This is a genomic window from Streptomyces panacea (assembly GCF_040560175.1).
In the GTDB taxonomy this organism is placed as follows: domain Bacteria; phylum Actinomycetota; class Actinomycetes; order Streptomycetales; family Streptomycetaceae; genus Streptomyces; species Streptomyces panacea.
This window is the reverse complement of the sequence record NZ_JARJHW010000199.1, coordinates 1-13,420: the sequence shown is the minus strand read 5'-3', so window position 1 is coordinate 13,420 and position 13,420 is coordinate 1. Positions and strand designations below refer to the sequence as shown.

9 protein-coding genes are annotated in these 13,420 nt (G+C 70.2%); 6 read left to right on the top strand and 3 right to left on the bottom strand.

Annotation, left to right across the window (positions count from 1 at the left end):
* Positions 1 to 12: 12 nt before the first annotated feature.
* On the top strand, positions 13 to 3,495 hold the full coding sequence (locus P3L51_RS30900) for a type I polyketide synthase (RefSeq protein ID WP_354608631.1): 3,483 nt from the start codon (positions 13 to 15) through the stop codon (positions 3,493 to 3,495).
* Between the two features lie 45 nt (positions 3,496 to 3,540).
* Positions 3,541 to 4,776, top strand: a complete 1,236-nt coding sequence (locus P3L51_RS30895) for a cytochrome P450 (RefSeq protein WP_354608630.1) — start codon at positions 3,541 to 3,543, stop codon at positions 4,774 to 4,776.
* A gap of 92 nt (positions 4,777 to 4,868) precedes the next feature.
* Here the strand turns inward: P3L51_RS30895 and P3L51_RS30890 are convergent, their stop codons facing one another.
* The gene (locus tag P3L51_RS30890) at positions 4,869 to 6,443 is read right to left on the bottom strand and encodes an MFS transporter (protein ID WP_354608629.1); all 1,575 of its coding nucleotides are present in this window, start codon (positions 6,441 to 6,443) and stop codon (positions 4,869 to 4,871) included.
* A 101-nt stretch (positions 6,444 to 6,544) separates the two neighbouring features.
* On the opposite strand from P3L51_RS30890, the gene P3L51_RS30885 reads away from it, so the two are divergent.
* On the top strand, positions 6,545 to 7,141 hold the full coding sequence (locus tag P3L51_RS30885) for a TetR/AcrR family transcriptional regulator (protein WP_354608628.1): 597 nt from the start codon (positions 6,545 to 6,547) through the stop codon (positions 7,139 to 7,141).
* Here P3L51_RS30885 and P3L51_RS30880 read toward each other — a convergent pair.
* Positions 7,124 to 8,641, bottom strand: a complete 1,518-nt coding sequence (locus P3L51_RS30880) for an amino acid adenylation domain-containing protein (protein WP_354608627.1) — start codon at positions 8,639 to 8,641, stop codon at positions 7,124 to 7,126. The two genes, P3L51_RS30885 and P3L51_RS30880, sit on opposite strands and share 18 nt — an antisense overlap.
* Positions 8,642 to 8,758: 117 nt before the next feature.
* Between P3L51_RS30880 and P3L51_RS30875 the strand changes: the two genes are divergently transcribed.
* Positions 8,759 to 8,995: an acyl carrier protein gene (locus P3L51_RS30875; RefSeq protein ID WP_354608626.1), complete on the top strand. Its 237-nt coding sequence runs from the start codon at positions 8,759 to 8,761 to the stop codon at positions 8,993 to 8,995.
* A gap of 15 nt (positions 8,996 to 9,010) precedes the next feature.
* On the opposite strand, the gene P3L51_RS30870 is transcribed toward P3L51_RS30875, so the two are convergent.
* Positions 9,011 to 9,952, bottom strand: coding sequence for an ACP S-malonyltransferase (locus tag P3L51_RS30870; protein WP_354608625.1), 942 nt, complete (start codon positions 9,950 to 9,952; stop codon positions 9,011 to 9,013).
* Between the two features lie 224 nt (positions 9,953 to 10,176).
* Between P3L51_RS30870 and P3L51_RS30865 the strand changes: the two genes are divergently transcribed.
* Both P3L51_RS30865 and P3L51_RS30860 read left to right on the top strand, forming a co-directional pair.
* Positions 10,177 to 11,775 carry an AMP-binding protein gene (locus P3L51_RS30865; protein ID WP_354608624.1) on the top strand — a complete coding sequence of 533 codons (1,599 nt, stop codon included), beginning with the start codon at positions 10,177 to 10,179 and terminating at the stop codon, positions 11,773 to 11,775.
* Positions 11,772 to 13,420, top strand: a 1,649-nt coding sequence (locus P3L51_RS30860) for an acyl carrier protein (protein WP_435594564.1), incomplete at its 3' end; no start/stop codon positions are given. The genes P3L51_RS30865 and P3L51_RS30860, both read left to right, overlap by 4 nt.

The following is a 13,420-nucleotide window of genomic DNA, read 5'->3' as shown; positions in this document are numbered from 1 at the left end:
GTGCGTGAGGTGATGTGGGGTGATGAGGAGGCTCTGGGCCGTACGGAGTTCACTCAGCCTGCGATCTTCGCTCTTGAGGTGGCGTTGTTCAGGCTGGTGGAGTCGTGGGGTGTCAAGCCTGATTTCCTGGCGGGGCATTCGATCGGTGAGCTGGCGGCGGCGCATGTGGCGGGGGTGTTCGGTCTGGAGGATGCGGGCCGGTTGATCTCTGCGCGTGGGCGGTTGATGCAGGCGTTGCCGGCGGGTGGGGCGATGGTCGCGATCCAGGCCACGGAGGAGGAGGTCGTTCCGCATCTGACCGAGCGGGTGAGTGTTGCTGCGGTCAACAGTCCTTCTTCGGTGGTGATTTCGGGTGAGGAGGCGGCGGTCACGGCGGTCGCGGAGCGGTTCACCGACCGTAAGCGCAATCGTCTGACGGTCTCTCACGCGTTCCACTCACCGTTGATGGACCCGATGCTGGACGACTTCCGCAAGGTCGCGGAGAGCGTCACGTACAGCGAGCCGACCATCCGGATGACCAAGGACGTCGGTTCGGCGGAGTACTGGGTGGGGCATGTGCGGGACGCGGTGCGTTTCGCCGATGACGTGCGTTATTTGCAGGACGAGGGTGTGACGCGGTTCCTGGAGATCGGTCCTGATGGTGTGCTGACGGCGATGGCTGGTCAGAGCGCCGAGGGCACGCTGGCGGCCACACTGCGGCGCGACCGCCCGGAGACCGAGAGTGTGTTCGCCGGTGTGGGCCGGCTGTTCGCCGCTGGTGTGCCAGTCAACTGGGACGCGGTGTTCGACGGGCGTGGCGCGCGGCGGGTGGATCTGCCGACGTACGCCTTCCAGCGCAAGCGCTTCTGGCTGATCGAGCAGTCCAAGACCACGGCCGGCGCGGACGCGGTCGACCACCCCCTGCTCACCTCGGGCATCGTGCTGCCCGACACCGGTGGTGTCGTCTTCACCGGACGTCTCTCCCTCGACACCCACCCCTGGCTCGCCGACCACGACGTACTGGGCACCCTGCTGCTGCCCGGCACCGGACTGGTCGAACTCGCCCTGCAAGCCGCCGCGCAGGTGGACTGCGGCACGGTCGACGAGCTGACCCTGGAGGCGCCGCTCGTCGTTCCCGAGAAGGGCGCGGTCGCCGTGCGCGTTCTCGTGGGCGGCCCCGACGACTCCGAGTCACGCACCGTCGAGATCTACTCGTCCCTGGACGACGAGATCTGGACCCGCAACGCGGCCGGTGCCCTCCTCCCGTCGGCCGTATCTCCCTCGTCCGACCTGATCCAGTGGCCGCCGATCGGAGCCACGCCCCTCCCGGTGGACGGCGCCTACGAGCGGCTCCTCGCCCGCGGTTACGACTACGGCCCCACCTTCCAGGGGCTCAAGGCGGCCTGGCGGGACGGTGACGGCGTCGTGTTCGCCGAGGTCTCGCTCCCGGAGGGAGCGGAGGCTGCCAGGTTCGGCCTGCATCCGGCGCTGCTGGACGCGGCGATGCACGTGGGCCTCATCGAGGAAGGCGCCGCCACCGACGCGCCGGAGCTGCCGTTCTCCTGGAACGGTGTCACGCTCCACCGCGCCGGCGCCTCCGCGCTGCGCGTCCGTCTGTCGAACCCGGAGGGCGGCGACGGCACGGACGTTCTGGTCGCCGACGGGACCGGCGCGCCCGTGCTCTCCGTCGCGAGCCTGACCTCGCGGCCCGTATCGGCCGAGCAGCTACGGGCCGACGGCGACCACCGCGAGTCGCTGTTCGCCCTCACCTGGACCAAGGCCGGCGACGTGCCCGTACTGGAGACACCCGTCGTGGTGTACGAGGTCCCGCGCGCCGAAGGTGACACACCCGAGGCCGCGCACGCGGTCGCCGACGAGGTGCTGGCGCGTGTCCAGGCATGGCTGGCGGACAAGGGCAGGAGCGAGGAGAAGCTCGCCGTCGTCACCCGTCGCGCGGTGCCGATCGAGGGCGAGGACGTCGATCTGAGCCAGGCACCCGTGTGGGGCCTGGTCCGGGCGGCGGCGGCGGAGAATCCCGGCCGGTTCCTCCTGCTCGACCTGGGCGACGGGGCCACCGTTCCGCCCTTCGTCGACGCACCCGAGGTGGCCGTTCGAGGCGGCGAACTTCTCGTACCCGCGCTCACCCGCGTACCCGCCTCGGCGATCGACGCCGGACGCGACCCGTGGGAGTCGTCGCCGACCGTGCTGATCACCGGCGGCACCAGCGGTCTCGGTGCCCTGGTCGCCCGCCACCTCGTGACGGAGCACGGCATCCGGCATCTGGTCCTGACCAGCCGTCGGGGCGGGAGCGCACCGGGCGCGGCGGAACTGCGCGCCGAACTGACCGGCCACGGCGCGCGGGTGGACATCGAGGCGTGCGACGTGGCAGACCGCGCCGCGCTGGCCGCGGTGCTCGACCGGCATCCCGTCGGGGCGGTCGTCCACGCGGCCGGTGTCGTGGACAACGGGCTGGTCCGCGGCCTGACACCGGAGCGTATGGACACGGTCCTGCGGCCCAAGGTGGACGGGGCCTGGCATCTGCACGAGCTGACGGCCGACCGCGACCTGTCGGCGTTCGTGCTGTTCTCCTCGATGGGCGGCCTGCTGCTGGCGGCGGGCCAGGGCAACTACGCCGCGGCGAACGTGTTCCTGGACGCGCTCGCCCACCACCGCCACCAGGCCGGTCTGCCGGTGACCTCACTGGCGTTCGGCCTGTGGGAAGCCGAGACCGGGCTCGGCGAGCTGGCCGACGCCGACCGCAAGCGCATGCTCCGCATGGGCCTGCCCGCCCTGTCGCAGGAGGAGGGCCTGGCGCTGCTGGACGACGCTTTGCGTACGGGGGATCCCGCGCTGGCGCCGTTCCGCCTGGACACGGGGGCCCTGCGGACCCGTGGCGTCGACCAACTGCCGTCGCTGCTGCGTGGTCTGGTGCCCACGTCGCGCCGTCGCGCCGGGGGCGCGGGCGCGGCCGGCGGCGGGGACGGCGGCGCGGGACTGCGGCGCACCCTGGCGGCGGCGGCCGACGAAGCCGCGCGCGAGGGCATCCTGGTCGAGTTGGTCCGTACGCACGTGGCGGCGGTGCTCGGTCACGACGGCGTGGACGCGGTCCGCTCCGACCGGGCGTTCAAGGACCTCGGATTCGACTCGCTCACCGCCGTGGAACTGCGCAACACGCTGCGTTCGGCCACGGGGCTGAAGCTGCCGGCCACCCTGGTCTTCGACCATCCCACCCCTGCCGCCGTCGCCGAGTCCCTGCGCGAACAGCTGACCGGCGACCAGGAGCCCGCCGGGTCACCGCTGGAGGCGGAACTGGCCCGTCTGGAGGCGGCGTTGGCGTCGGTGACGCCCAACGAGGAGACGTTCGGCCGCGTCGCCGACCGGCTGCGCGCCCTGGCGGCCGGCTGGACCGAGACCCACAGGCCGGACGAGAGCGACGAGGCCGAACTCGGGTCGCTCTCGGCCGATGAGCTGTTCGACGTCCTCGACGACGAGCTCGACACGCGGTCCGCGCCGTAAACCTGCCGGACCGGAACCACCACCCATAACGAGGAGAACGACCACGTGACCACCGAAGCGACGCCCACCACCCAGCAGGCCGACGAGGCGCTGATGAAGCTGCTGTCGCCGCCCTTCCCCGACGACCCCTTCCCGATCTACGAGACCTTGCAGTCGGTGAACCGGGTCCACAAGTCCGCGCTCGGTATCTACGCGCTCTCCGGGTACGAGGAGGTGACCGCGCTCCTGAAGATGCCCGACGTCCACAGTGGGGCCCGTGCCGCCGCTCAGATGCGCGAGGACTGGGCCGAGCACATCTCCCTGCGGATGTACCTGAACTCGATGGTCACCCTCAACGCGCCCGACCACGGCCGTGTTCGCGGCCTGGCCGCCCGGGTGTTCACCCCCAACAAGATCAAGAAGATGCAGCCCGCGGTGGAGAAGCGGACCGACGAGCTGATCAACGAACTCATCGAGCGGTCCGCCGGCGGCGAGCCGGTCGACATCGTCGAGCTGCTGGCCATGCCCTTCCCCGTCGCGGTCATCAGCGACATGCTCGGCCTCCCGTACGAGGACGGCAAGCGCACCTGGGAGCTGGCCGACGACTGGTCACGGGTCTTCTCCGGTATCTACACCGATGAGGACCTGGCGGCGGCCGACGCCGCCGCCGAGGAGCTGACCGGGTACTTCAGTGACGTGATCAAGGCGGTCCGCGCCGAACCCAAGGACGACCTGATGTCCGCCCTCGTCCAGGAGGCGGCCAACGGGAAGCTCGACGAGGAGGAGCTGATGGCGCTCATCCTCTTCCTGTTCACGGCGGGCTTCGCGGCCACCACCAACCTCATCGCGACCGGCGTGCTCGCGCTCATCGAGCACCCCGACGAGCTGAAGCGCTGGCGCGCGGACAAGAGCATCACCCCGACGGCCGTCGAGGAGCTGCTGCGTCACACCGCCCACACCACGGCGTCGAGCCGTCTGACGACGCGCCCCATCACCATCGGCGGCACCGACATTCCCGAGGGCGTTCTCGTCCTGGCCCTGCTGTCCGCCGCCAACCGGGACCCGGCGCGCTTCCCCGACCCGCACCGTCTGGACCTGAGCCGCGACAACGGCGCCCACCTGAGCTTCAGCGCCGGCGGCCACTTCTGCTTCGGCGGCAGCCTCGCCCGTATGGAGGCCGCCGACCTCTTCCCGAAGCTGATCGACACGTTCGCGAACATCGAGCTGGCGGGCACCCCCGGGCGCCGCGCCATCATGGGCCTCACCGGTTACACCTCGCTCCCGGTGACCCTCGGCCGCTGATCGCCCCGTACCGGAAACACCAGAAGGGGTCCCCGCGCGAAGATTCGCGCGGGGACCCCTTCTGGTTGTGCGCAACTACGGGGCGGCGGTCACTACTTGGGGACGGGCGCGGGCTCGTCCGTCGCCTCGTCCGTCGCCTCTTCCGCCGGCGCGGACGTGACGGTGGGAGTCTTGACATGGCGCAGGAGCAGCGCCGCGCCCGCGGCACCGAGCAGCATGACGACACCGCCCACCGCGGCGCTGAGGTTCATGCCGCGGGTGAAGGCCTCCCCGGCGGAGGTGACGAGGGCGTCGCCCGTGTCACCGGGCAGGTGCTTGGCCACTTCCGTCGCGCCGCCGAGCGAACCCTCCGCTGCCTCCGCGGCCTCGGGCGGCAGCCCCGTCGTCACGTCGGCGACGTCACGGGTGTAGACGGCGGCGCCGATGCTGCCGAGGATCGCCACGCCCAGTGCTCCGCCGAGCTGGTTGGCGGTCTCGGGCAGCGCGGCGGCAGCGCCCACGCGGTCCTCCGGAGCCGCGGAGACGATCAGGTCGGCGGTCAGGGGGATCGCCATGCCGACGCCGGCCGACAGCACGCTCGCGCCGATCACCGCCATGGCCAGGCTCGAATCGGCGCGCAGTTGCGTCATGATGGCGAATCCCGCCGACGCGATGACCATGCCGATGGCCATGATGTAGCCGGGGCGGATCTTCTTCGCCAGCCCGACGGCGACCGATGTCGTGACCGCCACCGCCAACGGCGCGGGCAGTGTCCACAACCCCGCCTCCAGCGGATTCAGCCCGTGGACCAGCTGGATCCACTGGGTCGCGAAGAGCAGGAACCCGATCATCGCGAACAGGGCCACCAGGTTGACCCCGATGGACGCGGTGAACCCCCGGTCCCGGAAGAGGCTCAGGTCGATCAGCGGATTGGGGGCCGCGCGCTGGCGCAGGACGAAGAGCACGCCGATGACCAGGCCGGCGGCGGTGACGGCCACGTACTTCCAGTCGAAGCCGTTGTCGGCGAGTTCCTTGATGCCGTAGATGACGGGAAGCATCGCGGCCAGCGACAGCACGGCACCGAGGAAGTCGAAACGGCCGGGCTTGGGGTCGCGGTGCTCCGGCAGGAGGATGGGGCCGAGCACCACGATCAGGATCGTCACCGGGATGTTGATCAGGAAGACCGAGCCCCACCAGTAGTGCTCCAGCAGCACTCCCGACACGATCGGACCCAGGGCGGCGCCGCCGGAGAGACCGGCGGTCCACACCGCGATGGCGGTACGGCGCTGGCCGGGATCCTGGAACATGTTGCGGATCAGCGAGAGCGTGGACGGCGCGAGTACGGCGCCGGACATACCGAGCACGGCGCGGGCGAGGATCAGAAGCTCGGCGCTGGTCGCGTAGGCGGAGGCCACCGACGACGCGCCGAACACCACCGCGCCGATGATCAGCAGCCGCCGGCGGCCGATGTGGTCGCCGAGCGTGCCCATCGCGATGAGCAGCCCGGCGAGCATGAACGCGTAGATGTCCACGATCCACAGTTGCTCGGTGGCGCTCGGTTCCAGGGTCGCGCTGAGGAACGGCAGCGCGAAGTACAGCACCGTCATGTCCATCGACATCATGAGGACAGGGACGACAAGGACGGCGAGGCCGACCCAGTCCCTCAAGGTTGCACGTTGCGGACTCATGGCCTCGACTCTAGATCTGTATAAGAAGTTCGTCTAATTCAGATTCTGTTCAAGACATCTGTTCAAGACAGATCTCTGAGGGGGGTGGCTAGACTCTCGGCATGGGACACCGAGAGGATCTGCTGGCCGGAGCGAAGCAATGCCTCTACGAGAAGGGGTACGCGCGCACCACCGCGCGCGACATCGTCGAGGCTTCCGGCACGAATCTCGCCTCGATCGGCTACCACTACGGCACCAAGGAAGCACTCCTCAACGCCGCCATCATGGAGGCGCTGGAGGAGTGGGCCCAGGAGCTGAAGAGGGCCCTGGCAGACGTGGGAGACCTCCCCGACGATCCGATCAAGCGGTTCGAGGTGGCCTGGACGCGCGTGATCGAGCTGTTCGAGCGTCACCGCCCGGTGTGGGGAGCCCAGTTCGACGCGATCTCCCAGCGCGACCATGTGCCCGAGGTCGGCAGCTTCTTCATAGAGGCGCAGCAGCAGGCACAGAACGGCCTGGTCCGGCTCCTGTGGGGCGGCGACGAGCTGCCGGGACCCACCGCGACCGCGGTCGGGCAGTTCTACCACGCGCTGCTCAGCGGCGTGATGATGCAGTGGGTCGTCGACCCGGAGCACGCCTCGACGGGCGAGTCGCTCGCCGAGGCGCTACGGACGGTCGCGGAGAACGCCCGTCACTTCGGGTCAGGCGCGACCGTCTGACAGTGCGGCGGCCTCCCGGGCCAACTGCGCCCGGTCGACCTTGCGGTTGGAATTGAGCGGGAACTCCGGCACGTGTTTGAAGGTCTTGGGCACCATCGGATCGGGCAGATGCGCGGCCAGCTCGCGGCGCAGCGTCGCCGACGGTATGCGCTCGCCCGTGTAGTAGAGGACGAGTTCCAGCCCACCGTTCGGGGCCGGCCGCGTCACGGTGGCCGCGTTCTGCACACCGGTGCACTGCCGGACGACATGGTCGACCTCGGCCAGTTCGACCCGGAATCCCTGGATCTGCACCTGGGCGTCCATCCGGCCGAGGTAGATCAGCTCGTCGTCGTCCAGCCGCCGCACCCGGTCGCCGGTCCGGTACCAGCGACGGCCGGCGTGCTCCAGGAAGCGGCCCCGGTTGTCGTCGGCGTCCAGGTATCCGGGTGTCATCTGCGGTCCGGCGATGCACAGTTCGCCCTCCACCGCCGACTCGCCGTCGTCGTCCAGCAGCAGGTGGTCGTGGCCGGGGTGCACCTTTCCGATCGGCACGCCGCCGTTCACGGTCTGCTCCTCAGAGGTCTTCGGCGACCAGCGGTGCCCGGTGATGGTCACGGTCAGCTCGGTCGGCCCGTACAGATTCTCGATCTTCGACTGGGGCGCGGCGACGTGCCAGTCGGCGGCGTCCTCGTGCAGCAGCGCCTCACCCGCGAAGAAGGTCCAGCGCAGTGTGGGCATCGATCCGGGGGTCAGGCCGCCCATCCGCCGGATGAACGTGATGCCGCTCGGGGTGGAGAACCAGACGGTCATCTTCCGCTCGGCGAAGAACGCCGGCAGGTCCCGGTGGGCGGCGGGCGGGATGGCGTGCACCTGCGCCCCGTTGCCCCACGCGCAGAACATCTCGAACATGGCGCAGTCGAAGTTGAGTCCGACGTTCTGGCAGAAAACGTCGTCGGGGCCGAAGTCGTAGCGCCGGTCCAGCAGGTCGAAGTAGTGGTGGTTGGCCCCATGGGTGATCGGCACCCCCTTGGGGCGGCCCGTCGAGCCCGAGGTGAACAGCACGTACGCGACGTCGGACGGGCTGACGGCCACCGGCGTGTCCAGCGAGGGCCCTGTCCTGGTCTCGTCCAGGACAGGCAGATCCAGCTCGGTCTCCGCGAGTGCGGAGCGGCCGATCGGATCGGCGATGACGGTGGAGACGTTGGCGGCGGTGAGCATGGAGCGGGTGCGCTCGGCCGGGAACCGCGGGTTGAGCGGCACGACGGTGGCGCCCGCGTACAGCGCCGCGATGATCCCGACATAAGCGGTCAGGCTCTTGTCCGCCAGCACCGCGACGTTGTGCGGCCCTTGCGGAGCCATGGCCCGCAGCGCCGCGGCCCGGCGCATCGCCAGTTCGTGCATCTGCTCGTACGTCAGGCTCTCGGTGGCGTCCACGCGGATCGCGGTCCGGCCGGGCGACAGCGCCAGGCCGGTCAGGAACCGTTCGTGCAGGCCGTGTCCGGGGACGGGTGTCTGATTCATTGTCCTCGCTCCGAAGAGGGAAAGGGGTGGGTAGGGGTGCCGACCGGTAGGGCGCGGGGCTTAGGTTGGCGGCGACGCCGACTATTCGGTAAACGTCGGGAAAACACAGGAGCCCGTATGTGGGACGAATCATTCGAGCAACTTCTCCGCAAACAGATTCCTTTGCTGGAACCGGATGAGGAGTTGACCGCCGAACTGAGCCTGCGCGATTTCGGTCTCGACTCCATGGGAATGGTCTCACTGCTGTCCTCGGTGGAGGACACGTATGGCGTCCGTTTCGTCGACGATGCGCTCAATATGGATAACTTCGCGACTCCCGGGACTCTCTGGAAAACCCTGGACGCCATGCGCTGACCGGATTCTTTTCCGCTATGCGATCGCGCTGCGACGGCGCGGTCGCATAGCTGTGTCCGGACGCACCGCCACCACCTGGAACGCGTTGGTCATGACATCCACCCGTCCCCACAGGGCGTCCTGCCCGGTGACATGCACCCGGTCGACGCCGAGCCCCTTGATCGTGTCGACGACGGCCGGCCACCGCACGGTGCGCGTCACGGCGTTCAGCAGCAACTCCCGCACCCCCGCCCCCGTCCGTACCAGCGACCCGTCGTGGTCGGACACCACGGGGATCCGGGGATCGGAGAACGTGATGTCCGCGGTGATCCCGGTCGCGATCTCCTCCCGCAGCCCCTCGAACAGCGTCGAGTGCATCGGCGGCCGCATGACGTACAGCGGCAGGCCGCCCGCCGCGCGGAGCCGTCCCTGCAACCACTCGACCACGTCCTCGCGCACCGACAGCATGTGGAAGTCGTTGTCGACCTGGCAGGCAACCTCGTTCCAGTCGCCCCGCGCGTCGAGCTCGGCCTGGATCTCCGCGAGCCGGTCGGGCGCGACGCGGGCGAATGACTGGGTGACGATGTCGCGGTGCTCGCGGGTGAAGTGGTCGTCGACGCGGCGGCCCCACGCGGCGGTCATCTCCACCGCTTCGGGGAACGACAGCGCGCCGGAGTGCACCGCGGCCGCCGTGCCGCCGAAGCTGGCGCCGGCGCAGACGACCGGGTCCAGGTCGTTCTCCTTGACGGCCCACTCGGCCAGCGCCAGGCACTGGACCAGGAACGCGATCCGGGCCGGCTCGGGGAACGCCCCCTGGTCGTCGCGGTCCTCGGCCTCGCGATAGCTGTCGAGAAGGGAATAGCCCAGTATTCGGTCCGTCTCGGCGACGAGCCGGCGGGCTATGGGATGGGTCACCAGGAACCGCGCCGAGTCGGCGAGCCGGACCGGGCCGATTCCGGGAAAGATAATCGCCGACATATTCTCGCTCTCCCTATTTGTCGGGCTCATCGGATGCGTTCCGAAAGCCCGCCACTTCGATCCCACCTGTTGTACGGTCAGTGTTCTTGCACCCCTACTGGCTGCATAACCCCTAATGCCCCCTAGTTCGGGCGCCGGTGGCCATGGGTTCTTGCGAGTTGAAAAGCCCACCTGTTAGAAATGGGCGGGCATTACTCGGAAACGCTGAATCGGGAAGGTGGCGCATGAGCCCGAATGGAGCTCGTCCGGTCCGGGCGCACGCGTCGGTGGACAACCTGCGGACCTATCTGCTGGCCGCCGCCCGGAGGGACCCCGACCGGCCCGCCGTGATCCAGGCGGCGGCGGACGGTGGTCTGGAGACCGTCACCTACGGCGAACTGGAGCGGCGCGTCGACCGCCTCGTCGACGCGCTCGACGCGCTCGGCCTCGATGTGGGCGACCGCGTCATCCTGGAGTCCGACACCAACGCCGACGCGGTGGCGACCCTGCTGGCCTGCGCCACGCTGGGGCTGCCGTTCACCCCGACCAGCCCCGAGGTCCCGGACGAGCGGCTGCTGACGATCATCGACAGCGCCGAGCCCGCGCTGCACATCCAGTCCGACCACGGACAGCGCACCGGCATTCCCGAGACGGTCGGCACCGCCCGCTTCGGCCCCGACGGCCTCACCGTGGAGCGGGCGCCCGCGCCGCGCGTCCGCCGCCGCCGGGTGGTGACGCCCATCGACACCGCGTACATCACCTTCACGTCGGGCACGACCGGCCGGCCCAAGGGCGTGGTCATGAGCCACCGCGGGGTCATCGCGTTCCTGCGAGGCGCCGAGGCCGCACGGCTCATCACGGCCGAGGACCGGGTGGCGAACACCTCTCCGCTCCAGTTCGACTTCGCGCTGTTCGACATCGGCCTCGCCCTCGGCCACGGCGCCACGCTGGTGCCCGTGCCGCGCGCCCGCCTCAACTGGCCCCGCCGCTTCCTGTCGTACCTGCGCGATGCCGGGGTCACACAGGTCGACGGCGTCCCGTCCGTCTGGCGCCCGGTACTGCGCCACGAATCCGACCTGCTGGCCGAGATGGGCCAGGAGGGCATCCTCAGCCGCATCACCTTCTCCGGGGAGGACTTCCCCCTGGACGAGCTGCGGCGCCTCCAGGAACTGCTGCCGAAGGCGCGCTTCACCAACGGTTACGGGGCCACCGAGACGATGGCCGCGTCCATCACCGAGGTGCCCAACCCGCTGCCGCCCGGCACCGAACGCCTCTCCATCGGTTACGCCGTCGCCGGCGCCGAGATGATGCTCCTCGGGTCCGACGGCAGCCCCGTCGACGAGCCCGGCACCATCGGCGAGATCTACCTGCGCAGCCCCTCGCTCTTCTCCGGCTACTGGCGCGACCCGGAGGCCACCCGCGCCGTCGTCCTCCCGGACCCGCTGCACCCCGGATCGGGACAGGTGGTGTTCAAGACCGGCGACCTGGCCCACATGGGGCCCGAGGGCGAGCTGTACTTCCGCGGGCGCGTCGACTCCCAGGTGCAGATCCGCGGCAACCGCGTCGAACTCGGCGAGGTGGAGCGCCGTATCGGCCAGTTCGCCGGCATCACCGGCGCGGTCGCGATGGTCCTGCCGCGCGAGGACGGCGACCCGCTGCTGCACGCGTTCGTCACCTGCGCCCCCTCGGGTCCCGCGCCGGACACCAAAGAAGTCCTCACGTTCTGTCGCGCCGCGCTGCCCGCCTACATGGTCCCGCACGGTCTGAGCGTGGTGAACGAGTTCCCCGTGACCGTCAACGGCAAGGTCGACCGCGCCGCCCTGGCCGCCCACGTGGCGTCCTGACCCGCTCGATCGACTCCAAGCGTCTTCTTCGTTTCCATGCCTCTTCTTCGTTGCGGAGTATGCACATGACCGAGCAGTCAAGGGCCGCGATGCTGGAACTGGTGCTGGCGCAAGCCGCAGCGGTGTTGCGGACCGCCGACCCGGACGCCTACGGGGAAGGGGCCATCGACCTGGCCGCCGACCGCCCGTTCCTGGCGGGGGGCCTGGACTCGCTGGGCCTGGTCCAGTTGCAGCGGCGGCTCGCCGCCGAGGTGGGGGTGGACCTGCCCGTCACCCTCGCCTTCGACCACCCGACACCGATCGCCCTCGCCGGCCACCTGGCCGACCTGCTGCACGGCACCGCCGGAGCGGACGCACCCGACGAGACGGCGGAGCCCGCCCTGCCGTCGGCGTTCGGCGAGCCGATCGCGATCGTCGGAATCGGCTGCCGCTTCCCCGGTGGCGTGAGCACGCCCGAGGACCTGTGGCGGATCGTCGCCGACGACACCCATGTGCTCACGGACTTTCCCTCCGACCGGGGCTGGGATCTCGACCGCATCTACAACCCGGACCCGTCCGTCACCGGCGCCAGTTATGTGCGGCGCGGCGGATTCCTCCCGGACGCCGCCGACTTCGACGCCGACTTCTTCCAGATCAATCCCAAGGAAGCGCTGGCCATGGACCCCCAGCAGCGGCTGCTGCTGGAGACCTCCTGGGAAGCGCTCGAACACGCGGGCATCGACCCGGGCCGCCTGCGCGGCACACCCTCGGGCGTGTTCATCGGCGTGGAGCCGCACGAGTACGGGCCCCGGACGCACGAGGCCCCCGACGGTCTCGACGGCTACGTCCTGGGCGGCAACCTGCCCAGCGTCGTGTCCGGCCGCGTCGCCTACACCCTCGGCTTCGAAGGCCCCACACTCACCGTCGACACCGCGTGCTCGGGCTCGCTCACGGCCCTCCACCTGGCCGTGCGCTCGCTCCAGGGCGGGGAGTGCGGGCTGGCGCTGGCCGGCGGCGTCACCGTCATATCCAGCCCCGGCACGTTCACCACCTTCAGCCGCCAGCGCGGTCTGGCCCCCGACGGACGCATCAAGGCGTTCGCCGCCGCGGCGGACGGCACCTCGTTCGCCGAAGGCGTCGGCGTGTTCGTCCTCGCCCGCCTGTCCGACGCGCTGCGCGACGGGCACCCCGTACTGGCCGTGATCCGCGGCACCGCCATCAACCAGGACGGCGCGACCAACGGCCTGTCCGCCCCCAACGGCCTCGCGCAGCAGCGCGTCATCCGCCGCGCGCTCGCCGACGCCCGGCTGACCGCCGACGAGGTCGACGCGGTCGAGGCGCACGGCACCGGCACCACACTCGGCGACCCCATCGAGGGCCAGGCCCTGGTCGCTGCCTACGGACGCGGACGCTCACCCGAGAAGCCCCTGTGGCTGGGGTCGGTGAAGTCCAACATCGGCCACACCGGAGCGGCGGCGGGCGCCGCCGGAATCATCAAGATGGTGCAGGCGATGCGTCACAGCACGCTGCCGCGCACCCTGCACGTGGACGCGCCGACCACACACGTCGACTGGTCGGACGGCACCGTCCAGCTCCTCACCGAGCCCGTCCCGTGGGAGGCCGCGGACACACCGCGCCGTGCCGGAATCTCCTCGTTCGGCGCTAG

What these genes read in the sequence shown, in the direction of transcription:
- P3L51_RS30865 (WP_354608624.1), top strand. Translation starts at nt 10,177, where the DNA reads ATGAGCCCGAATGGAGCTCGTCCGGTCCGGGCGCACGCGTCGGTGGAC.
- P3L51_RS30880 (WP_354608627.1), bottom strand. Translation starts at nt 8,641, where the DNA reads ATGAATCAGACACCCGTCCCCGGACACGGCCTGCACGAACGGTTCCTG.
- P3L51_RS30890 (WP_354608629.1), bottom strand. Translation starts at nt 6,443, where the DNA reads ATGAGTCCGCAACGTGCAACCTTGAGGGACTGGGTCGGCCTCGCCGTC.
- P3L51_RS30870 (WP_354608625.1), bottom strand. Translation starts at nt 9,952, where the DNA reads ATGTCGGCGATTATCTTTCCCGGAATCGGCCCGGTCCGGCTCGCCGAC.
- P3L51_RS30875 (WP_354608626.1), top strand. Translation starts at nt 8,759, where the DNA reads ATGTGGGACGAATCATTCGAGCAACTTCTCCGCAAACAGATTCCTTTG.
- P3L51_RS30885 (WP_354608628.1), top strand. Translation starts at nt 6,545, where the DNA reads ATGGGACACCGAGAGGATCTGCTGGCCGGAGCGAAGCAATGCCTCTAC.
- P3L51_RS30900 (WP_354608631.1), top strand. Translation starts at nt 13, where the DNA reads ATGTGGGGTGATGAGGAGGCTCTGGGCCGTACGGAGTTCACTCAGCCT.